Raw genomic sequence first — 24104 nt, 5'->3', positions numbered from 1 at the left:
TGATGCCAGCCTACCGATCCATCGACCACATCATGCTGCGCCTGACCAACGCAGAGCCATTGTTCGACCTGTTCAGCCGCGTGTTCGGTTTGCCCGTGGCTTGGCCCCTGCAGCACGCCGCTTTCGCGACCTACGGCTGGGTGCATGCGGGCAACACGGACCTCGAATTCTGGGGCGCAGCTTCCAATGCCGATCTTCCCGGGCATGCACGGCCACCGCTCATCCACGGCTTCGCGCTGGAGCCCGCCCTGCCCTTGCCACAAGCGCTGGAGCACACAGCGGCTGCAGGCATCGCCAGCAAGCCCGCCCGTACCTTCCAGTCTCCCAACACACAAGGCGAAGTGGTCACAAACTTCACCAATGCCGTCGTGCTCGATGTATCCGAGCCGAGCTGCTGCATTTTCTTCTGTGAGTGGAATCCTCGCGCGGCCATCTATCCCTGGGACGAAGCAGCCACACCGGTACAACGCCGCGGCCGGCACCGGCAGGCGCTGCAGGAAGCCCATGGGGGCCCGCTCGGACTCATCGGGCTACAGTCGATACGCATGGGCACGCCCGATCTGGGCATGCATCGAAAGCACTGGCAGCGTCTCAGTGGCTCGCCCTCTGGGCAACCGATCATGCTTGCGCCGGGGATCTCGCTGGAACTGGTTCCCGCCGGACAGTTGCGGATCGAGTCACTCACGTTCAGCGTGCACTCACTGGCCACGGCACGCATGTTCCTGGCAAGCCGCCAACTGCTGCAGGATGACACTTGGGACACACTGTGGATAGCATGCGAGGGCCTGCGCATCGGCCTCGTTGAAAGCACGGGCGCGCAGGCATAAAAAAACCCGGCGGGGCCGGGTTTTTTGAACAGATCCGCAAGGATCTGGGGGCTTGCTTGTCTTATTTACTTCTTCTGGCGAAACTTGCGCAGCGCGGCGATCTGGGCGGCCATGACGGCCAGCTCGGACTGTGCCCGGGCCAGGTCGATCTCGCTCTTGGCATTCTTGAGCGCTTCTTCGGCCGATGCCTTGGCAGCATTGGCCTTCTCGTCGTCCAGGTCCTTGCCGCGGATGGCGGTGTCGGACAGCACGGTCACGCGGTTGGGCTGCACTTCCAGAATGCCACCGGCCACGAACACGAATTCTTCGCGGCCGTCGGCCATTTCGATGCGCACCGAGCCCGGCTTGATGCGCGTGATCAGCGGGGTGTGGCGGGGAAAGATGCCCAGTTCGCCAGACTCGCCCGGCAGCGCGACAAAGCGTGCTTCACCGGAGAAGATCGACTCTTCGGCACTGACCACATCAACATGGATGGTGTTCATCATTGCTCCTAGGAAAAGAGGGGTTGCTTGATTGCTCGTGAAGGCCGGGCAGCGCGGAGCTGCTCAGCCGCCAGGCAATCAGGCCACCTTCTTGGCCTTTTCGAAGGCTTCGTCGATGGTACCAACCATGTAGAACGCCTGTTCCGGCAGGTGGTCGCACTCGCCGCTGACGATCATCTTGAAACCACGGATGGTTTCCGACAGGGGAACGTACTTGCCTGGCGAGCCCGTGAACACTTCGGCCACGTGGAAAGGCTGCGACAGGAAACGCTGGATCTTGCGCGCGCGGGCCACGGCCAGCTTGTCGTCAGGAGCCAGTTCGTCCATGCCCAGAATGGCGATGATGTCGCGCAATTCCTTGTAGCGCTGCAGCGTGCCTTGCACCGCGCGGGCCGTGGCGTAGTGGTCTTCGCCCACGACGTTCGGGTCCAGCTGGCGGCTGGTCGAATCCAGCGGGTCCACGGCAGGGTAGATACCCAGCGAGGCGATGTCACGCGACAGCACCACGGTGGAGTCCAAGTGGGCAAAGGTCGTGGCAGGCGAAGGATCGGTCAAGTCATCGGCTGGCACGTAAACGGCCTGGATGGAGGTGATCGAACCGACCTTGGTCGAGGTGATGCGCTCTTGCAGGCGGCCCATTTCTTCGGCCAGCGTAGGCTGGTAGCCCACGGCGGAAGGCATGCGGCCCAGCAGAGCGGACACTTCGGTACCGGCCAGCGTGTAGCGGTAGATGTTGTCCACGAAGAACAGCACGTCACGGCCTTCGTCACGGAAGGACTCGGCGATGGTCAGGCCGGTCAGCGCCACGCGCAGACGGTTGCCTGGGGGCTCGTTCATCTGACCGTACACCATGGCAACCTTGGACTCTTCGAGCTTCTCCAGGTTCACCACGCCGGAATCGGCCATTTCATGGTAGAAGTCGTTCCCTTCGCGGGTACGCTCGCCCACACCAGCGAACACCGACAGACCCGAGTGGGCCTTGGCGATGTTGTTGATGAGTTCCATCATGTTCACGGTCTTGCCCACGCCGGCGCCACCGAACAGACCCACCTTGCCGCCCTTGGCGAACGGGCACACCAGGTCGATCACCTTGATGCCGGTTTCCAGCAGCTCTTGCGATGGCGACAGTTCGTCGTACGCAGGGGCCTTGCGGTGGATGGATGCCGTCAGTTCCTGGCTCACGGGACCACGTTCGTCGATGGGCGCACCCAGCACGTCCATGATGCGGCCCAGCGTCGCCTTGCCCACGGGCACGGTGATGGCGTTGCCGGTGTTGGTCACCATGATGCCGCGGCGCAGGCCGTCGGACGAACCCAGCGCAATGGTACGCACCACGCCGTCGCCCAGCTGCTGCTGCACTTCCAGCGTCAGGGTGGAACCTTCGAGCTTCAGAGCGTCGTAAATCTTGGGCATCTGGTCGCGTGGGAACTCAACGTCCACCACCGCGCCGATACATTGAACAATCTTGCCTTGCACTTGAGCCATTTTTCGCTCCAATTTAGATGTTGGTTGAGCTGCTTACACAGCAGCGGCGCCAGCCACGATTTCCGAAAGTTCTTTCGTGATCGCTGCCTGGCGCGTCTTGTTGTAGACCAGCTTCAACTCGCCAATGACGCTGCCGGCGTTGTCGGTGGCGGCCTTCATGGCCACCATGCGTGCCGACTGCTCGGACGCCATGTTTTCCGCAACCGCCTGGTAGATCAGGGACTCGACATAGCGGACCAGCAGATCGTCGATCACGGTCTGTGCATCGGGCTCGTAGATGTAGTCCCAGCCATGTTCGGTCTTCTCGGCCTGCATCTGCTCGGACGACAGGGGGAGCAGCTGCTCCACCACCGATTCCTGCTTCATGGTGTTGATGAACTTGGTGTAGCTCAGGTACACCGCGTTGATCTTGCCTTCTGCATAGGCGTCGAGCAGCACCTTCACGGGGCCGATCAGCTTGTCCAGGTGGGGCTTGTCGCCCAGGCCCGTCACGTGCGAAACCACCTTGGCACCGACACGGTTCAGGAAACCCAGGCCCTTGTTGCCGATGGCAACCGCCTCGGTGGACACGCCAGCGCCCTGCAGCTCACGCAGCTTGGCCGTCACGATGCGCAGCACGTTGGTGTTCATGCCACCGCACAGGCCCTTGTCGGTCGTCACCACGATCACGCCGGCGACCTTGGCATCGTTCACTTTCATGAACGGGTGCACGTACTCTGGATTGGCGTGGCCGAGATTGGCTGCAATGTTGCGGATCTTCTCGCTGTAAGGGCGGGCAGCCCGCATCCGTTCCTGCGCCTTGCGCATTTTGGATGCAGCCACCATCTCCATGGCTTTGGTGATCTTCTTGGTGTTTTCCACCGATTTGATCTTGCCGCGTATTTCCTTGCCTGCTGCCATGATGGCTCCTCGTCCGGTTTAAGCGAACGACTTCTTGAACGCGGCGACGGCAGCGGTCAATTCGGCTTCAGCGTCCTTGTCCATGGCCTTGGCCTGTTCCAGCTTGGCCAGCAGTGCGGCGTGGCTGGTCTTCAGGAACTGGTGCAGGCCGTGTTCGAAGTCGAGAACCTTCTTGACGTCGATGTCGTCCATGAAGCCCTTGTTCACAGCGAACAGCGTGGCACCCATCAGCGAGATGGGCAGCGGGCTGTACTGTGCCTGCTTGAGCAGTTCGGTCACGCGGGCACCGCGGTCCAGCTGCTTGCGGGTGGCTTCGTCCAGGTCGGAAGCGAACTGCGCGAACGCAGCCAGTTCACGGTACTGGGCCAGGTCGGTACGGATACCGCCGGACAGGTTCTTCACCAGCTTGGTCTGGGCGGCACCACCGACGCGCGACACCGAGATACCGGCGTTGATGGCGGGGCGGATACCGGCGTTGAACAGGCTGGTTTCCAGGAAGATCTGGCCGTCCGTGATCGAGATCACGTTGGTAGGAACGAAGGCGGACACGTCGCCGGCTTGCGTTTCGATGATGGGCAGTGCCGTCAGCGAACCGGTCTTGCCCTTGACTTCACCCTTGGTGAAGGCTTCGACGTAATCGGCATTCACGCGGGCTGCGCGCTCGAGCAGGCGGCTGTGGAGATAGAACACGTCGCCGGGGTAGGCTTCGCGGCCTGGTGGGCGGCGCAGCAGCAGCGAAACCTGGCGGTAGGCCACGGCCTGCTTGGACAGGTCGTCATAAACGATCAGGGCGTCCTGGCCGCGGTCGCGGAAGTACTCGCCCATCGTGCAGCCCGAGTAGGCCGACACGTACTGCATGGCTGCCGATTCGGAGGCCGATGCGGCCACCACGATCGTGTAGTCCATGGCACCGGCTTGTTCCAGCGCGCGCACCACGTTCTTGATCGACGAAGCCTTCTGGCCGATGGCGACGTAGATGCAACTGACGCCCTGGCCCTTCTGGGCGATGATGGCGTCGATGGCGACCGCCGTCTTGCCGGTCTGGCGGTCACCGATGATCAGTTCGCGCTGGCCACGGCCCACAGGCACCATGGAGTCGATGGACTTCAGGCCGGTCTGCAGGGGCTGGTCCACCGATTTACGGGCGATAACGCCCGGAGCGACCTTTTCGATCACGTCGGTGAGCTTGGCGTTGATGGGGCCCTTGCCGTCGATGGGCTGGCCCAGGGCGTTCACCACGCGGCCAATCAGCTCGGGGCCGACCGGCACTTCCAGAATGCGGCCCGTGCACTTGACGGTGTCGCCTTCGGAGATATGTTCGTACTCACCCAGAATCACGGCGCCGACGGAGTCGCGCTCGAGGTTCAGGGCCAGGCCGTAGGAGGGCTGGCCGTCCTTGGTGGCAGGGAACTCGAGCATTTCACCGGCCATCACGTCCGACAGGCCGTGCACGCGCACGATACCGTCAGACACGGACACCACGGTACCCTGGTTGCGGATATCGCTGCTGGCGGCCAGACCTTCGATGCGGCTCTTGATGAGTTCAGAAATTTCTGCGGGATTGAGTTGCATGACTCTTTCCTTCTTTCTTTGGTTCGCTGTCCTCGCCGCGCGTTACGCGGTGAGGGCCGCTTTCATTTGTTCAAGACGGGCCTTGACCGAAGTGTCCAGCACCTCGTCACCCACCACTACGCGAATGCCACCGATCAGGGACGCATCCAGCTGAACGGTGAGGTTGAGCTTGCGGCCAAAGCGCTTTTCCAGCGCCGAGCCGACCTCAGCCAGTGCAGCGGCATCCATCGGAAAGGCGCTGTGCACCACGGCGTCCGAAGAGCCGCTGCGGCGATTCACGAGGGCACGAAACTGCGCAGCGACTTCCGGCAGCGCCTGCAGGCGCCCGTTGTCGATGACCGTGCGCAGGAAGTTCTTGGCCGTATCGGACAGCGCCGAACGCGCAACACCCGTGACGACGGCAAACACCTGGTCTGCCGTCACCTTGGGGCTGTCTGCCAGCTGGCGCAACTGGGGGTTGGCGGCAATCGCCGCCAGTTCATCGACCCAGTCAGCGGTGCTGGCCAGGTCCATGCCCGCACCCGCAGTAGCGGCCTTGAACAGGGCTTCGGCGTAAGGGCGGGCAATGGTGGCGAGTTCAGCCATGTGTGTCCCCTTACAGCTCGGTCTTCAGGCGGTTGAGCAGGTCGGCGTGAACGCCGGCATTGACTTCCTTGCGGAGAATCTGCTCAGCACCCTTGACGGCCAGCGCAGCGACCTGCTCACGCAGGGCTTCGCGGGCTTGCACCGTTTGCTGTTCGGCTTCGGCACGGGCGGAGGCAACGATCTTGTTGCCCTCTTCCGTGGCGCGTGCCTTGGCTTCTTCGATGATGGCCTGGGCACGTCGGTCGGCGTCCGCAAGACGCGAGGCCGTTTCGTTGCGTGCCTGTGACAGTTCCTTCTCGACGCGCTGGTTGGCAGCGGTCAGTTCGGACTTGGCACGGTCGGCAGCAGCGAGGCCTTCGGCGATTTTCTGGGCTCGTTCATCCAACGCCTTCGCGATCGGGGGCCACACGAATTTCATCGTGAACCACACCAGGATCAGGAAGACGATGGCCTGAATGAACAGGGTCGCGTTGATACTCACGGCAACACCTTTCTAGAGTGGCGTTGGGTGGGAATTACTTGGGCAGGTTGGCCAAGAACGTGGAAGCGAAGGGGTTGGCGAAAGCGAACAGCAGGGCGATGGCCACGCCGATCAGGAAAGCCGCATCGATCAGACCGGCCAAGATGAACATCTTGGTTTGCAGTTCGTTGATCAGCTCAGGCTGACGGGCCGACGATTCGAGGAACTTGCCACCCATCAGTGCGATACCGATGGAAGCGCCGATAGCGCCGAGGCCAACGATCAGACCACAAGCCAGAGCGACGAGACCGAGAATGTTTTCCATGATGACTCCTGAGTTAAAAAAAGAAAGGTTGAAAAGGAAAGAGAAACGAAAGGGAACCGTTAGTGCGCGTTGTGCGCCTGACCGAGGTAGATCAGCGCAAGCATCATGAAGATGAAGGCTTGCAGCGAGATCACCAGAATGTGGAACAGCGTCCAGATGGTGCCAGCAATGATGTGGCCCACAGGCAGCAGCACACCCGACAGCGACAGTGCAGCCGCACCACCCATCAGGGCGATGAGCATGAACACCAGTTCGCCGGCGTACATGTTGCCGAACAACCGCATGCCATGCGAGACGGTGTTGGCGACATATTCAATGACCTGCATCAGCAGGTTGATCACGCCCAGGATCAGGGCGAAGATGGGATTCTTGCTGGTGCCGAACGGGGCCGACACGAGTTCGTGCGCCCAGCCGCCAGCGCCCTTGATCTTCACGCTGTACCAGAAGCGCAGAATCAGGATGGCGAATGCCAGGCCCAGGGTGGTGGACAGGTCGGCCGTGGGCACGACGCGCAGGTAGGCATGGTGCGGATCGTGGCCGGCAGCACCGTAGATCTGGGCCCAGATGGCGGGCAGCAGGTCCACCGGCAGCATGTCCATGAAGTTCATCATGAAGATCCAGACGAACACCGTCAGACCCAGGGGAGCGATGAACTTGCGGCTCTCGGCGTTGTGGATGTTGGCCTTGGCCTGGTTGTCCACCATCTCGACCAGCATTTCCACCGCCGCCTGGAAGCGGCCGGGCACGCCGGAGGTTGCCTTACGGGCAGCTGACCACAGGATCAAAAGCGTGAGGGCACCCAGAACCAAACCCACGATGATCGAGTCATAGTTGATGACCGTGAAGTCAACAATCTTGGTCTGGTTGACGTTTTGAAGATGCTGCAGGTGGTGAACGATGTATTCACTTGCAGTCGGAGCGTGCGCTTCTGCGGCCATCGGACAACTCTTCTCTATATCAATCGGTTTTTCGGACACCAGGCCGCACCAGAAGCGCGACCCAATACGTTTTCATCGTGACCACCATGCCCGCCAGCAAGGCAAGCCAGACCAACCCCGGCACAGCCCAGGGGGCCACAGCCAGCAGCGCGACGGTGAACACGATCTTGGCTATCTCCCAGCCAAAGAACCCCGCCATGGAGGCGCCTGCATTTCCAGACGCCATCTGGCGCGACATACCGCGGGCGAACAATGCGGCCGGAGCCACCACTGCAAGCGCGCCGTAGGCGGCAGACCAGCCCACTTCGGCCCTGCCCGTCAGCCCCCAGGCCACCAGGGCCACGAGCACGCCGACAAGCGCCTGACCCGCCACCACCTTCCACATCGAGACGGGAGGGTTGCGGCTGCGCCACTGGTCCGCTTCCTGCGCGGACAAGGGCTTGAAGTCAGAATCTTCAGCCTCAGTTTCTGTCTCAGGGGCGATTGTTTTCATTGTTGGTAACGCCCATGTTACAGACTGCAAATTTCACAAAGCCTCTAATTATAAGTAAAAACCCGTGGCGAACGACAAAGACCTGCAATCAGGGTCTGAAAGGGGGGTGCGCGCCAGCACCTCTGTGGTGACCCACCAACGCCCGCCATGGTGCGGCAGCCCCGGTTATGCACCAAAAAGGCGCGCAGCTGTATGACACATCCACGCCGACCCGAAGGGCTTGCCGCACAATGGCCCCGCCTGCACCGCCACCGAAAAATCGAAGCTCCTGCATATGACGTCCTCTCCTTTGCCACCGAACCTCACCATCCTCGACTCGGCCGCTGCGGATGCCCGCAAGGACTCGCTGATCGAGTACCCTTCGCAGTTTCCGATCAAGGTCATGGGGGCCAAGGTGGACGGCTTCGTGCACGCGGTCACCGAACTGGCCCGCCAGTACGATCCGACTTTCGACCCCGCCACCATTGAACTGCGCGACAGCAGCAAGGGCAATTACCTCGGGGTTACTGTCACCATCACGGCCACCAGCCGCGAGCAGCTCGACGACCTGTACCGCGCGCTGTCATCGCACCCCCTGGTCAAGGTCGTGCTGTAAGGCCGTGACCATCGATCTGCGCACGCTCGGGCGGGTGGACTATGCCGCCACGGTGCAGGCCATGCAGGCCTACACGGCCACACGCACGGCCGACACGCCCGATGCCCTGTGGCTGTGCGAGCACGACGCGCTCTACACGCAAGGCCTGGCCGGCAAGAGTGACCACCTGCTGAATCCCGGCGCCATTCCGGTGGTGCCCACCAACCGGGGTGGCCAGGTCACCTTCCACGGGCCGGGCCAGGTGGTGGCCTACCCGCTCATCGACCTGCAGCGCGCGGGCTACTACGTCAAGGAATATGTTTACCGGCTGGAAGAAGCGCTGATCCGCACGCTGGCGCACTTCGGCGTCACGGGCCACCGCGTGGCCGGCGCGCCCGGCATCTACGTGCGCCTGGATGACCCGCACAGCCACGCCCTGCTGCCCCAGCGCCCGCAAAAACGCGAAGGCCAGGCGGCACCCGAACCCAACTTCGAGGGCCTCGGGAAGATCGCCGCTTTAGGCATCAAGGTCAGCCGCCACAGCACCTACCACGGCGCCGCGCTGAACGTGGCGATGGACCTGGAACCCTTCGGCCGCATCAACCCTTGCGGCTACGCGGGACTGCGAACCGTGGACCTTTCTACAATCGGGGTCCAAACCACCTGGGAAGAAGCCGCGCAGGTGCTGGGCCAGCAGCTCGGCATCCGCCTGTCTCCCTGAACCGCCTACAAGCCATGAGCACCACCGACGTCGTCCGCGAAGCGCAGTCCACCGAAGCCTACAACCCGCTGGCCAAGCAGAAGGCTGCGGCCAAGCTGTCGCGCATTCCTATCAAGGTGGAACAGGGCGAAGTGCTCAAGAAGCCCGACTGGATCCGCGTGAAGGCCGGCTCGCCCACCACGCGCTTCTACGAGATCAAGGACATCCTGCGCCAGAACAATCTGCACACGGTGTGCGAAGAGGCCTCCTGCCCCAACATCGGCGAGTGCTTCGGCAAGGGCACGGCCACGTTCATGATCATGGGCGACAAGTGCACCCGCCGCTGCCCCTTCTGCGACGTGGGCCACGGCCGACCCGACCCGCTGGACAAGGACGAGCCGCTGAACCTGGCCAAGACCATCGCGCAGCTGCGCCTGAAGTACGTGGTGATCACCAGCGTCGACCGAGACGATCTGCGCGACGGCGGCAGCGGCCACTTCGTGGAATGCATCCAGAACATCCGCGAACTCTCGCCGCTTACGCAGATCGAGATCCTGGTGCCCGATTTCCGCGGCCGCGACGACCGTGCGCTCGAGATCCTCAAGGCCGCGCCGCCCGACGTGATGAACCACAACCTGGAAACCGCGCCGCGCCTGTACAAGGAAGCGCGCCCGGGCTCCGACTACCAGTTCAGCCTGAACCTGCTCAAGAAGTTCAAGGCCCTGCACCCCAAGGTGCCGACCAAGAGCGGCATCATGGTGGGCCTGGGCGAGACGGACGAAGAGATCCTGCAGGTGATGCGCGACATGCGCGCGCACGACATCGACATGCTGACCATCGGCCAGTACCTGTCGCCCAGCAGCAGCCACCTGCCCGTGCGCCGCTATGTGCACCCCGACACCTTCAAGATGTTCGAGCAAGAGGCCTACAAGATGGGCTTCAGCCACGCCGCCGTGGGCGCCATGGTGCGCAGCAGCTACCACGCCGACCAGCAGGCGCACGCCGCCGGCGTGTAAGCACTGCCGCAGCGCCAACGCGCACACGCCATGGACACCGCCGGCTCGCTCTCGCTGCGCCGGTACGGCGCCTCCCCCGGCAGCCACAGCCATGGACACTTCCAGGTGCTGCTGGGCCTGGCCGGCGCGCTCGACCTGGAGGTCGACGGATGCGGCATGCGCGTGGCCATCGGCGGCGGCTGCGTCATTGCGCCAGGTGCACACCACGATTTCGAGGCCAGCGGCGGCAGCCTGTGCCTGGTGCTGGACAGCAGCGACATGGGCTGGGCCCACTGCACCGCCCCTGCGCTGCAGGCAGCGCTACCGCCCCCGACGCTGACCCTGGCCCGCTACCTCGCCAGCGCCCTGCAGCAAGGCCGCCCCCTGGCCCAGGTCCACGGCCCCGCCCTGCTGCTGGAGGCCTGGCTACCCTCCTCCCGGATACCGGCCCCAGCGGAAGATGCCAGTGCACGCCGCCGTGCCATCGACTGGCCGGCGTTGCGCCAATGGGCCGCCCGGCATTGGCACCAGCCGCTGTCGGTGGCGGACATGGCGCAGCAGGTGCACCTGAGCCCCAGCCAGTTCGCGGCGCGCTGCCGTGCGGAGCAAGGCCAGGGCGCCATGGCCTGGCTGCGCAGCCAGCGGCTCGGGCATGCCCAGTTGCTGCGCGCGGGCGGCATGGCCGTGGCCGAGGTGGCGCGCCGCACGGGCTACCGCTCGCCATCGGCCCTGACGGCGGCGCTGCGCCGGGGCTGATCCCGGACCGCAGGGCGGCGACGATGCTCCGTCGTTGCGCGATGCCCAGCGCGCTTACAGTGCCCGCATGCAAGCCAACTTCTATGCCCTGGGCGCCATCGCGCTGTGGGCCTCCCTCGCCTCGCTGGGCGTTTCGCTCGCCCATGTGCCGCCGTTCCTGCTGACGGGCATTGCCCTCATCATCGGCAGCATTCCTGCCTGGCCCTTCGTGCTGCGCGACCCGTCGCAGTGGCGCATTCCACTGCGCACGCTGGCGCTGGGGGTGTATGGCCTCTTCGCCTACCACTTCCTGCTGTTCATCGCGCTGCGCAACGCACCGCCGGTGGAGGCCAACCTGGTCAACTACCTGTGGCCGCTGTTCATCGTGGTGCTCTCGCCCGTGCTGCTGCCGGGCATCCGGCTGCGCTGGCCGCATGTGCTGGCGGCACTGCTGGGCTTTGGCGGCGCGGCCATCGCCATCCTGGGCGGGCGCGAACTCAGCGGCACCCTGGCCTGGGGCTATGTGCCGGCCTTCGCGGCGGCGCTGATCTGGGCCACCTATTCGCTGATGACCAAGCGCGTGGCGGCCTTTCCGACCACGGCCATCGGCCTGTTCGGCCTGGTCTCGGGCGTGCTCTCGCTGCTGTGCCACGTGGCGCTGGAGCCTGCGGCCACCCTCGCACCGCGCGACTGGCTGCTGCTGGCCGTGATGGGCCTGGGGCCGCTCGGTGCCTCGTTCTTCCTGTGGGACAAGGCGCTCAAGCTCGGCGATGCGCGGCACATCGGCATCCTGAGCTACATCACGCCGCTGGCCTCGACCGCCCTGCTGATCGTGGTGAGCGGCCGTGCGTTCAGCGGGAGCATCGCGCTGGCCACGGCCTTGATCATCAGTGCGGCCATCCTGGGCGTTCGGGCGAAGTAGAGGCGTCCCTGCGCACCCTGCGCAATCGCAGGAAGAGCCAGCCGGTGATGCAGAGGTTCAGCAGGTTCCAGCCGATGCCGTTGAGGAAGGCGGCGTGGTAGCTGCCGGTGACGTCGAAGATAAAGCCCGACAGCCAGCCGCCCAGGGCCATGCCCACGAGCGTGGCCATGATGACGGCGCCGACCCGCACGCTCGCCTGTGCGGGCGCGAAGTGCTCGCGCACGATGATGGCGTAGGTCGGCACGATGCCGCCCTGGAACAGGCCGAACAGCGCGGAGATCACGTACAGCGGCACCAGGCCGTCATAGGGCAAAAATAGCAGCAGGGCGATGCCCTGCAGCGCAGACCCCAGCAGCAAGGTGCGGATGCCACCGATGCGGTCGCAGACCAGCCCGAAGACCAGCCGGCTCACGATGCCGCAGGCCAGCATGAGCGACAGCATCTGCGCACCCTGGGCGGCGCCGAAGCCCAGGTCGGTGCAATAGGCCACGATGTGGACCTGTGGCATGGCCATGGCGACGCAGCACGCCACACCGGCCACGCACAGCAGCGCCATCGCGACGCCAGGCGGCAGGCCGAAGGGACGCGTGTGGTCCACAGCGGCAGCCTGGGCTCCATCCGCCACGGCCTGGATGGCCGGCGGGCGCTGGCGCATGCGCAGCGACAGCGCGAGCATGCCCAGGCCGCAGACGACCCCCAGTGCCATGTAGGTCGGCCTCCAGCCGACGGTGTCGACACCGTACTGCACGATGGGCGGCCAGACCGCGCCCGCCACATAGTTGCCGCTGGCGCACACCGCCACCGCAATGCCGCGCCGCCGGTTCCACCACAGCGCCGTGTCGGCCAGCAGGGGGGCAAAGGTGGCCGAGCTGCCGATGAAGCCCATCACCGCGTGCGCCAGGCCGAAGGCCCATATGCTGCCGGAAAAGGCCGCGCCCACAAAGCCGCCGAGCACGGCCAGCGCGCCCAGCCAAAGCACGGGCGTGAGGCCATGGCGGTCCGCCAGCCTGCCCGTGAGCAGCCCGCCCAGGCCCAGGCAGACCATCATCAAGGTGTAGGGCAGCGACGCGCTGGCACGGCCAACGCCGAACTCGCTTTGCACGGCCGGGAGCACGACCGACACGACATACATGCTGCTGTTGCCCAGCACCACCAGGCCCAGGGTGACCAGCAGGCGCTGGAAGGCCTGGCGCGAGTCGATGAGGGACGCGTCTGCGGGTGCTGTTACCGGGATATGGGCCAACTCGACCTCCAGCGCTGGTCCAGCAGGCGCTGGCAGCTATTGAATCAAAAGCGTTCTACGACGCCAGCAAGGCCGCAGGCTCTTCGCCGTCGAGCACCTGCAGCGCCCAGGGTACGAGCTTGCGCGTGTCGGCGCGCAGGATCTCCTGCTTGACGGCCAGGATCTGCGCGGGGTGCATGGAGAAGCTGCGCAGGCCCAGGCCCAGCAGCAGGCGCGTCATGCTCACATCGCCGGCGGTCTCGCCGCAGACACAGACGCTCTTGCCCTGGCGCTCGCCCTCGGCGATCACATCGGCCACCAGGCGCAGCACGGCCGGGTGCACCGGGTCGTACAGGTGGGCCACCGCCTCGTCGGCCCGGTCGATGGCCAGGGTGTACTGGATCAGGTCGTTGGTGCCGATGGACAGAAAGTCGAAATAGCGCAGAAAGGTGCGCACCATCAGCGCCGCAGCCGGCACCTCGATCATGGCGCCCAGCTGGATAGGGCCATAGGGCTCTCCCCGGGCATCGAGCTCGGCGCGCGCCAGGTCCACCTGGGCCAGGGTCTGGTGGATCTCGTTGGTGTGCGCCAGCATGGGGAACAGCAGGTTCACTTTGCCATGCGCCGCCGCACGCAGCACGGCGCGCAGCTGGGTGCGGAACATGGCCGGGTCGGCCAGGCTCCAGCGGATGGCGCGCAAGCCCAGCGCGGGGTTCAGGTGCGTGTCCTTGTGCACCTTGTTGTCCAGCGGCTTGTCGGCCCCCACGTCGATGGTGCGGATGGTGACCGGCAGGCCCTGCATGCCGTCCAGGGCCTCGCGGTAGGCGCGGTACTGCTCATCCTCCCCCGGCAGGTTGCCGGTGCGCCCCATGAACAAAAATTCACTGCGGAACAGGCCCACACCCACGGCGCCGGCGCGCACCGCACCCACGGCATCGCCGGGCTGCTCGATGTTGGCCAGGAGTTCGATGCGGTGGCCGTCGATGGTGACAGCCGGCGTGTGCCGCAGGCGCGACAGGCGCTCGCGTTCGAGCTCGGTCTGGCGCTGGCGAAAGCCGTACTCGGCCAGGATGATGGGCGAGGGGTCGACGATGATCACGCCGGCATCGCCGTCGATGATGACCCAGTCGTCCTGCCGCACCAACTGGCTGGCCGCGCGCGCGCCGACCACGGCGGGGATGTCCATGCTGCGCGCGACGATGGCGGTGTGCGAGGTCTTGCCGCCCACGTCGGTCACGAAGCCGGCGAACACGCTCTGCTTGAATTGCAGCATGTCGGCAGGCGACAGGTCGTGCGCCACCAGCACCAGGGGTACGTCCACCGTGTCGTCGAGCAGCAGATCCTGCTGGGTCTTGCGGCGCGGGCTGCTGGCCGGCGGGGCCACGGGGCTGGCCACGCCCTTCATGTAGCGCAGGATGCGCTCGACCACCTGCTCCAGGTCAGCCTTGCGCTCGCGCAGGTACTCGTCCTCCATCTCGTCAAACTGGCGCGCAATCACTTCGAGCTGAGTGGTGAGCGCCCACTCTGCGTTGTACAGGCGCTCGGTGATCCAGTGCTTGACGCCGCCCGTGAGGGCCTCGTCCTGCAGCAGCATCAGGTGCACGTCGAGCAGTGCGGTGAGCTCGTGCGGGGCGTCGGCGGGCATGTCGGTCTGCAGGCGCTGCAGCTCCTCGACCACCGCATTGCGGCCCTGGCGCACGCGCTCGATTTCGGCCGGTATCTGCTCGGGCTGGATGAAGTAGTGGGCCACGTCCACGCGGCTCGAGGCCACGAGCACGGCACGGCCGATGGCAATGCCGCGCGCCACCGCCAGACCGTGAACGGCAAAGGTCATCGCAATTCCCTTTCTTCAGCCACCATGGATGCGCGCGCTGCGACCATGGCGTTTACTCGCCTTCGCCGAACTTGTCAGCGATCAGCGCCAGCAGGGCATCCATCGCCTCCTGCTCGCGCTCGCCATTCGTCTCCACCTCGACCTCGGTGCCGATACCGGCAGCCAGCATCATGACCCCCATGATGCTCTTGGCATTGATGCGGCGGTCGCCACGGCTCATGAAAACGTCGCAGGGGAAGCTGCCGGCCAGCTTGGTGAGCTTGGCCGAGGCGCGGGCGTGCAGGCCCAGTTTATTGCTGATGGTCGTACGAGTCTTGATCATGTCGGTTGCGTCGGGACTGGTTCTGCGGCGCGGCGATGGCCACCTGCATCACCCCTTGCGTGCCGCCCACCACCGCGCGGGTGACGACCGAATCAAGGGGCTCTGCACGGTAGCTCACGGCACGCAGCAGCATCGGAAGATTGACCCCTGTGACCAAACGCGAGCGGACACCGTCCACCAGGCGCTGCGCCACGTTGCAGGGGGTGGCGCCGAACACGTCGGTCAGCACCAGGGTGGAGTCGGGCCCCAATTGCTCCAGCAGGATACGCGCCTGGGCCAGGGACTCCTCGGGCCGCTCATTGGGCTGCACATCGAGTGCGGCCACGCTGTCGCCACAGTCGGCAAACACGTGCAGCACGCATTCGCGCAGGGCATGGGCCAAAGGGGCGTGGGCGATGATCAGGATGCTGGTGCTCATGGGACAGAGGTTTGAAGCGCATTATGGCGCTGCCCCCGCAGGGCGAACCAGAGGTAGGACCCCGTGTTGCACACCAGGAACACCCCCATGGCCGCCTGGAACGAGGCCGTCGTGGACAGGCCGGCGGCGGCAAATGCATCCACCGCCAGGCCAATGCCCCACTGCACCACGAACACGCCGGCAAAGATCACCAGGTTGAAGGCCGACAGCGCACGCCCCGCCAGAGCCTGCGGAAAGGCCATGCCCACTGCCGGTTGCGAGAGCGAAACGAAGGTGCACGACACGCAGAACAGTGCCCACGCCGCGCCCCCCGCCGCAGGCCCGGCGACGATGATGGCCAGCAGGATGAGAAGCGACAGCGGCAGGCCCGCGAGGATGAGTCGGTCGGCCCCGAGGCCGTGGCGCAGCAGCCAGGGATTGACCATGCCCCAGGCCCAGAAGGTGCACAGCATGCAAAGGTTGATCCAGAAGAGGCCGGTGGCCGACTCGAGCGCGCTGTAGCCGGCCACCTGCTGCATCCAGGGGCCCGCCCACAGGGTCTGCATGGCCACCATGCCGCCGTAGACGAAGAAGCCCAGCGGGGCCATGCGCTGAAAGTACGGATGGCGCCAGACCATGGCGTAGCCCCCCGGCGCGGGCGAGGCACCGGCGCCCGCAACCGGGGTGGCCGCATGCCAGCGCGGCACCCACAGCGCAATGCCCACCATGGCCACGCCGATCAGCACGGCCAACCCCCAGAACAGCGGGCGCCAGCCCACCAGCGGCACGGCCCACTGCACCGGCAGGGTGGAGGCCACCATGCCCAGCGAGCCCGTCATCAGCATCCAGGAATTGGCACGCATCTGCGCCGTGGCATCGAACCAGCGGCGGTAGCCGGTAAGCGGCGCCATCAGGCAGGCACTCACCCCCGCGCCGCACAGCACGCGCCCGGCCAGCAGGCCCGAGAACCCCGTGGCCATCGAGAACACCAGGCAACCCGCGACGGCCACGCCCAAAAAGCCGAGCAGCACCTTTTGCGGGCCATGCCGGTCCAGCCAGGTACCGAGCGGCAACTGCGTGGCAGAAAAGCCCAGAAAGTAGCCGCCCGCCAGCAGGCCCAGGTCGCTGGCGTGCAGGGTGAACTCCTGCGACAGCGTGGGCGCCAGGGTGGCCGTGACGGCGCGCAGCAGGGCCGAAAGGAAGTAGGCGAACGCGAAGGCCAGGAAGACGATGACGGCCGCGCGCCGTGGCAGCACACCGGCGCTCATGGCAACACCAGCCCGCTAAAGAAGGTATCGGCCACCTCGGGGCGGGGCTTGGGTGTGTAGACCACGGCGTGGTACAGCTGCATCTGCGGCCCCACGGTGCGGGCAAACCAGACCGCCTGCGCGGTGACGGCCTGCCCATCGGGTCCCTTCCCCTGGGCCACGGTGCGCACCGATTGGGGCAGCGGCAGGGCATTGCGGGGCACAAACGGCACCTCGTGGGCCTGGGCCTGCGCGCCACCCAGGCGCGCCAGCACGGCCGCGCGCCAGTGGGCCAGCGCCACGCCGGTCTGCGCCGGGTCGGCCAGCGTGGCGTGGGACACGGCAAAGGTCGCCCCGTCGGCCTCGCAGCCGACCATGGACAGGTCGACCGGCGTGCCCGCCAGCTCCACCTTGCGCGTGGCATGGTCGGGCTTGCAGGGCAGCGTGATGGTGAGGGCGGCTTCGGGCAGGGCCACGCTGCGCCAGTTGAGTGCCGGGCTGCATGCGGCCAGTCCCAGGAGGGCGCTGGCGGCGCCGGTCAATGTCCAGTTCATGGGCCCATTATCGGCAGTGGCCGGATATTTCGTGCGCGGAGCCCGGGAAGGGAGAACTTTTGCACCGCCCCGCACTCCATCACCTCAGTGGACAGGCCAGCCGGCAGGCGGGAGCCTTGTCCGGCACAATACCGTGCGGGTTGGAGCCCGCACTTCCGGGATGGGATGACGCCATGGGTATCAAGCAGTGGGCAGCAGGTGCAGCGGTGGTGGCTTTTGCCGCCGTGGGCGCCTACGTGTACCTGGACACGGGCCGCTCTGCGGCGCCCGAGTCCACTTTCGTGCTGCTCGACGGCTCGCGCCAGTCCACCGCCGACCTGCACGGCAAGGTGACGCTGGTGAATTTCTGGGCCACGAGCTGCACCACCTGCGTGGCCGAGATGCCCGAGATCATTGCCACCTACAAGAAATACCAGCCCAAGGGCTTCGAAACACTGGCCGTGGCCATGAGCTACGACCCGCCGAGCTACGTGGTGAACTTTGCAGAAACGCGCAAGCTGCCCTTCAAGGTGGCCATCGACAACACCGGCGCCGTGGCCCAGGCCTGGGGCGACGTGCGGCTCACGCCCTCGACCTTCATCGTCAACAAGCGCGGCGAGATCGTGAAGACCTATGTGGGCGCCCCCAACTTCCCGGAACTGCACCAACTGATCGAGAAGCTGCTCGCCGAGACCTGAACGGGTCTCTCGCAAAGCAAAAAAGCCTCTTCTATCTGGAAGAGGCTTTTTGCTTTGGGGCCGCCGCAGCGGCCGGCTTCACTTGGCGCGGTAGTTGTCGTGGCAGGCCTTGCAGGAATTGGCGGCCGAGCCGAAGGCAGTCTTCAGGTTGTCCAGGTTGCTCGTCTTGGCGGCTGCGGCGAGCTTGACGGTCTCGGCTTCGAGCTTGTCGGAATGCTCCTTGAACTTGGCCTGCTGGGTCCAGATCTCGGGCAGCGCCTTGGTCGGTGCCCCCTTGTCGGTGCCGGCACCAAAGGCGGCCCAGGGCAGCTTGGCCATCTCGGCGACAACGTCCGCATTTTCCTGTGCCGCCTTGGCGTCGAAGGGGATGCGGCCATTGGCCATGGCACCCAGGCGCCCGAAATGCTGGCCCATCACGAACAACGCGCTCTGGCGGTATTTGATGGCATCTTCGGGTTTGGCAAACTGGGCAGATGCGGGCGCCGACAGGGTGACGACGGCCGCAGCAAAGGCGACTACAGCGAGGGTTTTCATCGGATGTTTCCTTTTATCGTGGGGAGCAAAAACCAACCAGCCGCCGCCAGTATGCCGCGTTGCGGCGGTTTTGGCATGCCCGATGGTGCGCGTTGGCGGCGCCGGCCATCTCGCGCACAATGCGGCCAACGACACCCCCACGACACGGCAAGCGCCGGACCACGACCATGACACACACCGTCCGCATCTGGGATCTGCCCACCCGCCTCTTTCACTGGGCCCTGGCCGCCAGCGTGATCGCCCTGGTGGTCACCGCGAAGGTGGGCGGCAATGCCATGGTCTGGCACCTGCGCCTGGGCTATGTGGTGCTGGCGCTGCTGGTCTTTCGCCTGGTGTGGGGGCTTGTGGGCGGGCGCTGGTCGCGCTTTGGCGCCTTCCTGTACTCGCCGGTGCGTCTGGTGCGCTACCTGCGCGGCGCGGGCCACCCCGAGGACGGTGTGGGCCACAGCCCACTGGGCGCGCTCTCGGTCTTCGCCCTGCTTGCGGTGCTGGTGGCACAGGTGGGCACCGGCCTGCTCAGCGACGATGAGATCGCCTTTTCAGGGCCGCTGACCCGCTTTGTCTCCAATGCGGTCGTGGGCCAGGCCACGGGTTACCACAAGGAGATCGGCCAGTACCTGGTGCTGGGCCTGGTGGCGTTGCATGTCCTGGCCATCGGTTTCTATGTGCTGGTGCGCAAGCACCGGCTGGTGGCGCCCATGCTGCATGGTGACAAGGAAATGCCCCAGCCCGTGGCGCCATCTCGCGACGACCTCGCCACCCGCGCCCTGGCCCTGGTCGCATTGGGTGTGGGCGCTGGAGTGGCGTGGTGGGTGTCCACCCTGAGCGCGTTCTGAGTGCGAGCCGCTACACTGCGGATTCCTGCATTTCCTGAATTCGCGCCTTGGACAAGCCTGCCGTCACCTTGCTGAACCCGTCGTCTGCCGCCGAGATGGAGACGGTCCGCGAGATTTTCCGGGAGTACGCCGCGACCCTGGGGGTGGACCTTGCGTTCCAGGACTTTGAGGCCGAGCTGGCCAGCCTGCCGGGCGACTACGCTGCCCCACGCGGGCACCTGCTGCTGGCCCAGGTGGATGGCGCCATCGCCGGTTGCTGCGCCCTGCGGCCGCTGGATGCGGCCGACTACCCCAATGCCAGCGAGATGAAGCGCCTGTACGTGCGCAAGGCCTTCCGCGGCTTCGGCCTGGGCCGCGAGCTGGCCGAAGCCATGCTTGACCAGGCGCGCCGCGCGGGCTACGCCTGCGTGCTGCTCGATACGCTCGACGACATGGAGTCGGCCCGTGCGCTCTACACGGACCTGGGGTTCGAGGAGATCCCGCCTTACTACCACAACCCCATTGCAGGGTCGCATTACCTCAAGGCGGATATCTCCTGAACGCCGCCGGCCCCTTCGCAGCAGGTGCTGCCCAGGGCCGGGAGTCGATTACGCCTTGGCCTGGGCCAGGAGGGTGGCGGCGTCGCTGACTTCGAACTTGCCCGGGGCCTCGATGTTGAGCGTGACGACCTTGCCGTCGCGCACCAGCATCGAGTAGCGGTTGCTGCGCAGGCCCAGGCCCTTGCCGTTGAGGTCCAGCGTCAGGCCGGTGGCCTTGGCGAAGGTGGCGTCGCCGTCACCGAGCATGCGCACCTTGCCTTCGGTCTTCTGGTCGCGCGCCCAGGCGCCCATCACGAAGGCATCGTTCACGCTCACGCACCAGATCTCGTCCACGCCGGCGGCCTTGAACTCGTCCACCTTTTCCACATAGCCGGGCACGTGCTTGGCCGAGCAGGTGGGCGTGAAAGCCCCGGGCAGCGCGAACAGGGCAATGGTCTTGCCCGCCGTGGCCTTGTCCACCGGCACCGGGTTCGGGCCAATGGAGCAGCCTTCGCCCTCGACTTCCGAGTATTCCATCAGCGTGCTGGCTGGCAGGGTGTCACCGACTTTGATCATTGATCTCTCCTAGGGTTGTTGGGGTGGTATCCGCATGCCCGGGGCAGAGCGCACAAAACGCAGGCCCCAAAAGCAAAACGACCCACATTGTGGGTCGTTTTGGAGGGCAGTGCTGCCAACAAGCCGGGAGGGCTTAGAGCAGGCCGGCCTTTTGCACCAAGCGGGTGGCAACCCAGTTCTTGGTCTTGGAGAGCGGACGGCTCTCGGTGATTTCGATCACGTCGCCCAGCTTGTACTCGCCATTTTCATCATGGGCGTGGTACTTGCTCGACTTGCCCACGATCTTGCCGTAGAGCTCGTGCTTCACACGGCGCTCGATCAGCACGGTCACGGTCTTCTGGCGCTTGTCGCTGACCACCTTGCCAATCAAGGTGCGCTTGAGGGATTTTTTAGCTTCCGTCATGTCGGCTCCTTACTTGGCGGCTTGCTTTTCAGCAAGGATGGTTTTTGCACGGGCGATATCGCGGCGGGTGGTACGCAGCGTGTTGGTGTTGGCCAACTGCTGGGTAGCCTTCTGCATGCGCAGGCCGAAGTGGGCCTTCTGCAGAGCCTTGATTTCGCCTTCGATGCCGGCAACGTCTTTTTGGCGCAGTTCAGTAGTCTTCATTGCTTGTTCTCCTGAATTACGAGCCAATGTGGCGGCTGACGAACGTGGTGCGCAGCGGCAGCTTGGCCGCAGCCAGGCGGAACGCTTCACGGGCCAGTTCTTCGGGCACGCCGACGATCTCGAACACGATCTTGCCGGGCTGGATCTCGGCCACGTAGTACTCGGGGTTGCCCTTACCGTTACCCATACGCACTTCTGCGGGCTTGGTAGAGATTGGCTTGTCCGGGAACACGCGGATCCAGATGCGGCCACCACGCTTCACGTGGCGGGAGATTGCACGGCGTGCAGCCTCGATCTGGCGGGCCGTCAGGCGGCCACGGTCGGTGCACTTCAGACCGAAATCACCGAAAGCAACGGAAGCACCCCGCGTTGCGACACCGGTGTTACGGCCCTTTTGCTCCTTGCGGTATTTGCGGCGAGCAGGTTGCAGCATACTTATTCTCCTTTTCCGTCCGCTGCTGTAGCGGGCGCGGCGACTTTGCGTACGCGCTTAACGGCGGTGTTATCAGCGCCACCAGCTTCCACTGGCTTGTCGCTGCCGTCGGCCGGACCGGTGTTCACACCGGCTGGACGACGTGGGCCTCCACGGCCAGCACCTGGACGGTCGCCACCTGGGCGGCCATCACGGCGTGGACCGCGTGGGCGGCGTTCTTCGTCTGGACGTGGGGTTTCCACGGCAGGCAGGTCGTTACGACCCAGCGTATCGCCCTTGTAGACCCAGACCTTGACGCCGATCACACCGTAGGTGGTCTTGGCTTCGGAGGTGCCGTAGTCGATGTCGGCGCGCAGCGTGTGAAGTGGCACGCGGCCTTCACGGTACCACTCGCAGCGGGCGATTTCGATACCGTTCAGACGGCCGGACGACATGATCTTGATGCCCTGGGCACCCAGACGCATGGCGTTCTGCATGGCGCGCTTCATGGCACGGCGGAACATGATCCGCTTTTCGAGCTGCTGCGTGATGCTGTCGGCGATCAGCTTGGCATCGATTTCGGGCTTGCGCACTTCTTCGATGTTCACTGCGACAGGCACGCCCAGGCGAAGAGCGAGTTCCTTCTTGAGGTTCTCGATGTCTTCACCCTTCTTGCCGATCACCACACCAGGACGAGCCGAGTAGATGGTGATGCGGGCGTTCTTGGCGGGGCGCTCGATCAGGATGCGCGACACGGCGGCGTTCTTGAGCTTGGCCTTCAGGTACTCGCGCACCTTGATGTCTTCGGCCAGCATGCCCGCGAAGTCGCGGTTGCTGGCGTACCAACGGCTGGACCAGTTGCGGCTGACCGCAAGGCGGAAGCCGGTAGGATGGATTTTTTGTCCCATAGTCTTCCGAGCCTTTAGTTGCCAACCGTCACGTACACATGGCACGTGGGCTTGCTGATGCGATTGCCGCGGCCTTTGGCGCGCGCGGTGAAGCGCTTGAGCGTGGTGCCTTGCTCGACGTAGATGGTCTTGACCTTCAGTTCGTCGATGTCAGCGCCGTCGTTGTGCTCAGCGTTGGCGATGGCGGACTCCAGAACCTTCTTGACGATTCCCGCAGCTTTTTTCTGCGTGAAGTTCAGGATGTTCAGAGCCTGGTCCACCTTCTTGCCGCGGATCAAGTCAGCGACCAGACGGCCCTTGTCGACCGACAGACGGACGCCCCGGAGGACTGCACGTGTTTCAGACATGGTCGTTCCTTATTTCTTGACTTTTTTGTCAGCGGGGTGACCCTTGAAGGTGCGCGTCAGGGCGAATTCGCCGAGCTTGTGGCCCACCATCTGGTCGGTAACGTAGACAGGTACGTGCTGCTTGCCGTTGTGCACGGCGATGGTCAGACCGATGAAATCGGGCAGAACCATGGAGCGACGCGACCAGGTCTTCACTGGCTTCTTATCCTTGGTGGCAACGGCCTTTTCGACCTTGGCCAGCAAGTGATGGTCAACAAATGGACCCTTTTTGAGAGAGCGAGTCATCTGTTACCCCTTACTTCTTGCGACGCGACACGATCATGATCTGTGTGCGCTTGTTGTTACGGGTGCGATAACCCTTGGTCAGATTGCCCCAAGGATCGACTGCATGGCGGCCTTCGCCGGTGCGGCCTTCGCCACCACCGTGAGGGTGATCCACTGGGTTCATGGCAACGCCGCGAACCGTAGGACGAATACCCATCCAGCGCTTCACACCGGCCTTGCCGAGTTGGCGCAGGCTGTGTTCTTCGTTGGCCACTTCGCCAATGGTGGCGCGGCATTCGATGTGGATCTTGCGCACTTCACCCGAGCGCATGCGCACTTGAGCGTAGGTACCTTCGCGGGCCAGCAGGGTTGCCGAAGCACCAGCCGAGCGGGCGATCTGAGCACCGGCACCGGGCTTGAGCTCGATGCAGTGGATGGTCGAACCCACAGGGATGTTGCGGATAGGCAGCGTGTTGCCAGCGCGGATCGGGGCTTCCGAACCGGACAGCAGGGTTGCGCCCACTTCCAGGTTGCGGGGAGCGATGATGTAGCGACGCTCGCCGTCGGCATAGCACACCAGAGCGATGTGGGCCGTACGGTTTGGATCGTACTCAATGCGCTCGACCTTGGCTGGAATGCCGTCCTTGTTGCGCTTGAAGTCCACCACACGGTAGTGGTGCTTGTGGCCACCGCCCTTGTGGCGGGTGGTGATGTGACCGTTGTTGTTACGGCCGGCCTTCTGGAACTGGGGTTCCAGCAGGGGGGCGTACGCTTCACCCTTGTACAGGTGGTCACGCGTGACCTTCACCACGGCACGTTGGCCGGGCGAAGTGGGTTTCATCTTGATGACAGCCAT

General features: G+C 64.8%; 33 protein-coding genes. 9 read left to right on the top strand and 24 right to left on the bottom strand.

Annotation, left to right across the window (positions count from 1 at the left end; genetic code table 11):
* The first annotated feature begins 32 nt into the window (after positions 1 to 32).
* Complete coding sequence (locus ACSQ3Y_RS04055) at positions 33 to 827, top strand: hypothetical protein (protein WP_436176510.1); 795 nt, start codon at positions 33 to 35, stop codon at positions 825 to 827.
* A gap of 65 nt (positions 828 to 892) precedes the next feature.
* On the opposite strand, the gene ACSQ3Y_RS04050 is transcribed toward ACSQ3Y_RS04055, so the two are convergent.
* The 9 genes from ACSQ3Y_RS04050 to ACSQ3Y_RS04010 form a co-directional block, all read right to left on the bottom strand.
* A complete protein-coding gene (locus tag ACSQ3Y_RS04050) occupies positions 893 to 1309 on the bottom strand; it encodes a F0F1 ATP synthase subunit epsilon (RefSeq protein WP_057203545.1) in 417 nt (138 codons plus the stop codon).
* Positions 1310 to 1387: 78 nt separating this feature from the next.
* Positions 1388 to 2794, bottom strand: coding sequence for a F0F1 ATP synthase subunit beta (gene atpD / locus ACSQ3Y_RS04045; RefSeq protein WP_057203535.1), 1407 nt, complete (start codon positions 2792 to 2794; stop codon positions 1388 to 1390).
* A 33-nt stretch (positions 2795 to 2827) separates the two neighbouring features.
* On the bottom strand, positions 2828 to 3694 hold the full coding sequence (atpG, locus tag ACSQ3Y_RS04040) for a F0F1 ATP synthase subunit gamma (protein WP_057203534.1): 867 nt from the start codon (positions 3692 to 3694) through the stop codon (positions 2828 to 2830).
* Positions 3695 to 3712: 18 nt separating this feature from the next.
* Positions 3713 to 5266, bottom strand: coding sequence for a F0F1 ATP synthase subunit alpha (gene atpA, locus ACSQ3Y_RS04035; protein ID WP_057203533.1), 1554 nt, complete (start codon positions 5264 to 5266; stop codon positions 3713 to 3715).
* A gap of 42 nt (positions 5267 to 5308) precedes the next feature.
* A complete protein-coding gene (locus tag ACSQ3Y_RS04030; protein ID WP_436176509.1) occupies positions 5309 to 5851 on the bottom strand; it encodes a F0F1 ATP synthase subunit delta in 543 nt (180 codons plus the stop codon).
* Between the two features lie 10 nt (positions 5852 to 5861).
* The gene (locus ACSQ3Y_RS04025; RefSeq protein WP_007847746.1) at positions 5862 to 6332 is read right to left on the bottom strand and encodes a F0F1 ATP synthase subunit B; all 471 of its coding nucleotides are present in this window, start codon (positions 6330 to 6332) and stop codon (positions 5862 to 5864) included.
* A 34-nt stretch (positions 6333 to 6366) separates the two neighbouring features.
* Positions 6367 to 6636: a F0F1 ATP synthase subunit C gene (gene atpE, locus ACSQ3Y_RS04020; protein WP_007847749.1), complete on the bottom strand. Its 270-nt coding sequence runs from the start codon at positions 6634 to 6636 to the stop codon at positions 6367 to 6369.
* A gap of 59 nt (positions 6637 to 6695) precedes the next feature.
* The gene (atpB, locus tag ACSQ3Y_RS04015; RefSeq protein ID WP_057203531.1) at positions 6696 to 7574 is read right to left on the bottom strand and encodes a F0F1 ATP synthase subunit A; all 879 of its coding nucleotides are present in this window, start codon (positions 7572 to 7574) and stop codon (positions 6696 to 6698) included.
* A gap of 19 nt (positions 7575 to 7593) precedes the next feature.
* The gene (locus ACSQ3Y_RS04010) at positions 7594 to 8067 is read right to left on the bottom strand and encodes an ATP synthase subunit I (protein ID WP_057203530.1); all 474 of its coding nucleotides are present in this window, start codon (positions 8065 to 8067) and stop codon (positions 7594 to 7596) included.
* Between the two features lie 274 nt (positions 8068 to 8341).
* Here ACSQ3Y_RS04010 and ACSQ3Y_RS04005 point away from each other — a divergent pair, with 274 nt between their 5' ends.
* From ACSQ3Y_RS04005 to ACSQ3Y_RS03985, 5 genes are all read left to right on the top strand, one after another.
* Positions 8342 to 8662 (top strand): YbeD family protein, encoded by a 321-nt coding sequence (locus ACSQ3Y_RS04005; protein ID WP_057203544.1) that lies wholly within the window; start codon positions 8342 to 8344, stop codon positions 8660 to 8662.
* Positions 8663 to 8723: 61 nt separating this feature from the next.
* Positions 8724 to 9362 (top strand): lipoyl(octanoyl) transferase LipB, encoded by a 639-nt coding sequence (lipB, locus tag ACSQ3Y_RS04000; protein ID WP_369819474.1) that lies wholly within the window; start codon positions 8724 to 8726, stop codon positions 9360 to 9362.
* A 14-nt stretch (positions 9363 to 9376) separates the two neighbouring features.
* Positions 9377 to 10357, top strand: a complete 981-nt coding sequence (gene lipA, locus ACSQ3Y_RS03995) for a lipoyl synthase (protein WP_057203528.1) — start codon at positions 9377 to 9379, stop codon at positions 10355 to 10357.
* Positions 10358 to 10387: 30 nt separating this feature from the next.
* Positions 10388 to 11092: an AraC family transcriptional regulator gene (locus ACSQ3Y_RS03990; protein WP_436176508.1), complete on the top strand. Its 705-nt coding sequence runs from the start codon at positions 10388 to 10390 to the stop codon at positions 11090 to 11092.
* A gap of 67 nt (positions 11093 to 11159) precedes the next feature.
* A complete protein-coding gene (locus ACSQ3Y_RS03985; RefSeq protein ID WP_436176507.1) occupies positions 11160 to 11993 on the top strand; it encodes a DMT family transporter in 834 nt (277 codons plus the stop codon).
* Here the strand turns inward: ACSQ3Y_RS03985 and ACSQ3Y_RS03980 are convergent.
* The 6 genes from ACSQ3Y_RS03980 to ACSQ3Y_RS03955 are packed head-to-tail and all read right to left on the bottom strand — an operon-like array spanning position 11959 to position 17569.
* Entirely contained in the window at positions 11959 to 13236 is a 1278-nt protein-coding gene (locus tag ACSQ3Y_RS03980) for an MFS transporter (RefSeq protein ID WP_436176506.1), read from the bottom strand. The two genes, ACSQ3Y_RS03985 and ACSQ3Y_RS03980, sit on opposite strands and share 35 nt — an antisense overlap.
* A 55-nt stretch (positions 13237 to 13291) precedes the next feature.
* Entirely contained in the window at positions 13292 to 15049 is a 1758-nt protein-coding gene (gene ptsP, locus ACSQ3Y_RS03975) for a phosphoenolpyruvate--protein phosphotransferase (protein ID WP_305743739.1), read from the bottom strand.
* 52 nt (positions 15050 to 15101) lie between these two features.
* Complete coding sequence (locus ACSQ3Y_RS03970) at positions 15102 to 15371, bottom strand: HPr family phosphocarrier protein (protein WP_436176505.1); 270 nt, start codon at positions 15369 to 15371, stop codon at positions 15102 to 15104.
* Positions 15340 to 15789, bottom strand: coding sequence for a PTS sugar transporter subunit IIA (locus ACSQ3Y_RS03965; protein ID WP_057203522.1), 450 nt, complete (start codon positions 15787 to 15789; stop codon positions 15340 to 15342). Before ACSQ3Y_RS03965 ends, ACSQ3Y_RS03970 begins: the two co-directional genes overlap by 32 nt.
* Positions 15786 to 17036 (bottom strand): MFS transporter, encoded by a 1251-nt coding sequence (locus ACSQ3Y_RS03960; protein ID WP_057203521.1) that lies wholly within the window; start codon positions 17034 to 17036, stop codon positions 15786 to 15788. The genes ACSQ3Y_RS03965 and ACSQ3Y_RS03960 overlap by 4 nt, the downstream gene beginning before the upstream one ends.
* The gene (locus ACSQ3Y_RS03955; protein WP_436176504.1) at positions 17033 to 17569 is read right to left on the bottom strand and encodes a hypothetical protein; all 537 of its coding nucleotides are present in this window, start codon (positions 17567 to 17569) and stop codon (positions 17033 to 17035) included. Before ACSQ3Y_RS03955 ends, ACSQ3Y_RS03960 begins: the two co-directional genes overlap by 4 nt.
* 173 nt (positions 17570 to 17742) lie before the next feature.
* Between ACSQ3Y_RS03955 and ACSQ3Y_RS03950 the strand changes: the two genes are divergently transcribed.
* Positions 17743 to 18246 carry a TlpA disulfide reductase family protein gene (locus ACSQ3Y_RS03950; RefSeq protein ID WP_057265567.1) on the top strand — a complete coding sequence of 168 codons (504 nt, stop codon included), beginning with the start codon at positions 17743 to 17745 and terminating at the stop codon, positions 18244 to 18246.
* A gap of 78 nt (positions 18247 to 18324) precedes the next feature.
* Here ACSQ3Y_RS03950 and ACSQ3Y_RS03945 read toward each other — a convergent pair whose 3' ends face one another.
* On the bottom strand, positions 18325 to 18780 hold the full coding sequence (locus ACSQ3Y_RS03945) for a c-type cytochrome (RefSeq protein ID WP_436176503.1): 456 nt from the start codon (positions 18778 to 18780) through the stop codon (positions 18325 to 18327).
* Positions 18781 to 18947: 167 nt separating this feature from the next.
* Between ACSQ3Y_RS03945 and ACSQ3Y_RS03940 the strand changes: the two genes are divergently transcribed.
* Both ACSQ3Y_RS03940 and ACSQ3Y_RS03935 read left to right on the top strand, forming a co-directional pair.
* Positions 18948 to 19616, top strand: a complete 669-nt coding sequence (locus ACSQ3Y_RS03940) for a cytochrome b/b6 domain-containing protein (protein WP_436176502.1) — start codon at positions 18948 to 18950, stop codon at positions 19614 to 19616.
* 47 nt (positions 19617 to 19663) lie between these two features.
* Complete coding sequence (locus tag ACSQ3Y_RS03935; protein ID WP_057203516.1) at positions 19664 to 20155, top strand: GNAT family N-acetyltransferase; 492 nt, start codon at positions 19664 to 19666, stop codon at positions 20153 to 20155.
* 48 nt (positions 20156 to 20203) lie between these two features.
* On the opposite strand, the gene ACSQ3Y_RS03930 is transcribed toward ACSQ3Y_RS03935, so the two are convergent.
* The 8 genes from ACSQ3Y_RS03930 to rplB form a co-directional block, all read right to left on the bottom strand.
* On the bottom strand, positions 20204 to 20710 hold the full coding sequence (locus ACSQ3Y_RS03930; RefSeq protein WP_057203515.1) for a peroxiredoxin: 507 nt from the start codon (positions 20708 to 20710) through the stop codon (positions 20204 to 20206).
* A gap of 133 nt (positions 20711 to 20843) precedes the next feature.
* Positions 20844 to 21113 carry a 30S ribosomal protein S17 gene (gene rpsQ, locus ACSQ3Y_RS03925; protein ID WP_007847796.1) on the bottom strand — a complete coding sequence of 90 codons (270 nt, stop codon included), beginning with the start codon at positions 21111 to 21113 and terminating at the stop codon, positions 20844 to 20846.
* Between the two features lie 9 nt (positions 21114 to 21122).
* On the bottom strand, positions 21123 to 21317 hold the full coding sequence (rpmC, locus tag ACSQ3Y_RS03920; RefSeq protein ID WP_057203514.1) for a 50S ribosomal protein L29: 195 nt from the start codon (positions 21315 to 21317) through the stop codon (positions 21123 to 21125).
* A 16-nt stretch (positions 21318 to 21333) separates the two neighbouring features.
* Positions 21334 to 21750 carry a 50S ribosomal protein L16 gene (gene rplP / locus ACSQ3Y_RS03915; RefSeq protein ID WP_007847799.1) on the bottom strand — a complete coding sequence of 139 codons (417 nt, stop codon included), beginning with the start codon at positions 21748 to 21750 and terminating at the stop codon, positions 21334 to 21336.
* 2 nt (positions 21751 to 21752) lie between these two features.
* The gene (gene rpsC, locus ACSQ3Y_RS03910; protein ID WP_057203513.1) at positions 21753 to 22637 is read right to left on the bottom strand and encodes a 30S ribosomal protein S3; all 885 of its coding nucleotides are present in this window, start codon (positions 22635 to 22637) and stop codon (positions 21753 to 21755) included.
* A gap of 14 nt (positions 22638 to 22651) precedes the next feature.
* Complete coding sequence (gene rplV, locus ACSQ3Y_RS03905) at positions 22652 to 22984, bottom strand: 50S ribosomal protein L22 (RefSeq protein WP_007847806.1); 333 nt, start codon at positions 22982 to 22984, stop codon at positions 22652 to 22654.
* A gap of 9 nt (positions 22985 to 22993) precedes the next feature.
* Positions 22994 to 23269 carry a 30S ribosomal protein S19 gene (rpsS, locus tag ACSQ3Y_RS03900; RefSeq protein ID WP_027997031.1) on the bottom strand — a complete coding sequence of 92 codons (276 nt, stop codon included), beginning with the start codon at positions 23267 to 23269 and terminating at the stop codon, positions 22994 to 22996.
* 10 nt (positions 23270 to 23279) lie between these two features.
* Positions 23280 to 24104, bottom strand: coding sequence for a 50S ribosomal protein L2 (gene rplB, locus ACSQ3Y_RS03895; protein ID WP_007847814.1), 825 nt, complete (start codon positions 24102 to 24104; stop codon positions 23280 to 23282).

The sequence above is a fragment of the Acidovorax sp. LjRoot66 genome, assembly GCF_964253305.1.
In the GTDB taxonomy this organism is placed as follows: domain Bacteria; phylum Pseudomonadota; class Gammaproteobacteria; order Burkholderiales; family Burkholderiaceae_C; genus Acidovorax.
This window is presented reverse-complemented; position numbering and strand designations above follow the sequence as displayed.

What these genes read in the sequence shown, in the direction of transcription:
- rpsQ (WP_007847796.1), bottom strand. Translation starts at nt 21,113, where the DNA reads ATGACGGAAGCTAAAAAATCCCTCAAGCGCACCTTGATTGGCAAGGTG.
- ACSQ3Y_RS03985 (WP_436176507.1), top strand. Translation starts at nt 11,160, where the DNA reads ATGCAAGCCAACTTCTATGCCCTGGGCGCCATCGCGCTGTGGGCCTCC.
- ACSQ3Y_RS03960 (WP_057203521.1), bottom strand. Translation starts at nt 17,036, where the DNA reads ATGAGCGCCGGTGTGCTGCCACGGCGCGCGGCCGTCATCGTCTTCCTG.
- ACSQ3Y_RS04030 (WP_436176509.1), bottom strand. Translation starts at nt 5,851, where the DNA reads ATGGCTGAACTCGCCACCATTGCCCGCCCTTACGCCGAAGCCCTGTTC.
- ACSQ3Y_RS03950 (WP_057265567.1), top strand. Translation starts at nt 17,743, where the DNA reads ATGGGTATCAAGCAGTGGGCAGCAGGTGCAGCGGTGGTGGCTTTTGCC.
- ACSQ3Y_RS04005 (WP_057203544.1), top strand. Translation starts at nt 8,342, where the DNA reads ATGACGTCCTCTCCTTTGCCACCGAACCTCACCATCCTCGACTCGGCC.
- ACSQ3Y_RS03990 (WP_436176508.1), top strand. Translation starts at nt 10,388, where the DNA reads ATGGACACCGCCGGCTCGCTCTCGCTGCGCCGGTACGGCGCCTCCCCC.
- atpB (WP_057203531.1), bottom strand. Translation starts at nt 7,574, where the DNA reads ATGGCCGCAGAAGCGCACGCTCCGACTGCAAGTGAATACATCGTTCAC.
- rplV (WP_007847806.1), bottom strand. Translation starts at nt 22,984, where the DNA reads ATGTCTGAAACACGTGCAGTCCTCCGGGGCGTCCGTCTGTCGGTCGAC.
- atpG (WP_057203534.1), bottom strand. Translation starts at nt 3,694, where the DNA reads ATGGCAGCAGGCAAGGAAATACGCGGCAAGATCAAATCGGTGGAAAAC.
- lipB (WP_369819474.1), top strand. Translation starts at nt 8,724, where the DNA reads ATGCAGGCCTACACGGCCACACGCACGGCCGACACGCCCGATGCCCTG.
- ACSQ3Y_RS04010 (WP_057203530.1), bottom strand. Translation starts at nt 8,067, where the DNA reads ATGAAAACAATCGCCCCTGAGACAGAAACTGAGGCTGAAGATTCTGAC.
- ACSQ3Y_RS03965 (WP_057203522.1), bottom strand. Translation starts at nt 15,789, where the DNA reads ATGAGCACCAGCATCCTGATCATCGCCCACGCCCCTTTGGCCCATGCC.
- ACSQ3Y_RS03955 (WP_436176504.1), bottom strand. Translation starts at nt 17,569, where the DNA reads ATGAACTGGACATTGACCGGCGCCGCCAGCGCCCTCCTGGGACTGGCC.
- rpsS (WP_027997031.1), bottom strand. Translation starts at nt 23,269, where the DNA reads ATGACTCGCTCTCTCAAAAAGGGTCCATTTGTTGACCATCACTTGCTG.
- rpsC (WP_057203513.1), bottom strand. Translation starts at nt 22,637, where the DNA reads ATGGGACAAAAAATCCATCCTACCGGCTTCCGCCTTGCGGTCAGCCGC.
- ACSQ3Y_RS04050 (WP_057203545.1), bottom strand. Translation starts at nt 1,309, where the DNA reads ATGAACACCATCCATGTTGATGTGGTCAGTGCCGAAGAGTCGATCTTC.
- atpD (WP_057203535.1), bottom strand. Translation starts at nt 2,794, where the DNA reads ATGGCTCAAGTGCAAGGCAAGATTGTTCAATGTATCGGCGCGGTGGTG.
- ACSQ3Y_RS03940 (WP_436176502.1), top strand. Translation starts at nt 18,948, where the DNA reads ATGACACACACCGTCCGCATCTGGGATCTGCCCACCCGCCTCTTTCAC.
- lipA (WP_057203528.1), top strand. Translation starts at nt 9,377, where the DNA reads ATGAGCACCACCGACGTCGTCCGCGAAGCGCAGTCCACCGAAGCCTAC.
- rplB (WP_007847814.1), bottom strand. Translation starts at nt 24,104, where the DNA reads ATGGCTGTCATCAAGATGAAACCCACTTCGCCCGGCCAACGTGCCGTG.
- ACSQ3Y_RS04055 (WP_436176510.1), top strand. Translation starts at nt 33, where the DNA reads ATGCTGCGCCTGACCAACGCAGAGCCATTGTTCGACCTGTTCAGCCGC.
- atpE (WP_007847749.1), bottom strand. Translation starts at nt 6,636, where the DNA reads ATGGAAAACATTCTCGGTCTCGTCGCTCTGGCTTGTGGTCTGATCGTT.
- atpA (WP_057203533.1), bottom strand. Translation starts at nt 5,266, where the DNA reads ATGCAACTCAATCCCGCAGAAATTTCTGAACTCATCAAGAGCCGCATC.
- ACSQ3Y_RS03945 (WP_436176503.1), bottom strand. Translation starts at nt 18,780, where the DNA reads ATGAAAACCCTCGCTGTAGTCGCCTTTGCTGCGGCCGTCGTCACCCTG.
- ACSQ3Y_RS03970 (WP_436176505.1), bottom strand. Translation starts at nt 15,371, where the DNA reads ATGATCAAGACTCGTACGACCATCAGCAATAAACTGGGCCTGCACGCC.
- ACSQ3Y_RS03930 (WP_057203515.1), bottom strand. Translation starts at nt 20,710, where the DNA reads ATGATCAAAGTCGGTGACACCCTGCCAGCCAGCACGCTGATGGAATAC.
- rplP (WP_007847799.1), bottom strand. Translation starts at nt 21,750, where the DNA reads ATGCTGCAACCTGCTCGCCGCAAATACCGCAAGGAGCAAAAGGGCCGT.
- ptsP (WP_305743739.1), bottom strand. Translation starts at nt 15,049, where the DNA reads ATGACCTTTGCCGTTCACGGTCTGGCGGTGGCGCGCGGCATTGCCATC.
- rpmC (WP_057203514.1), bottom strand. Translation starts at nt 21,317, where the DNA reads ATGAAGACTACTGAACTGCGCCAAAAAGACGTTGCCGGCATCGAAGGC.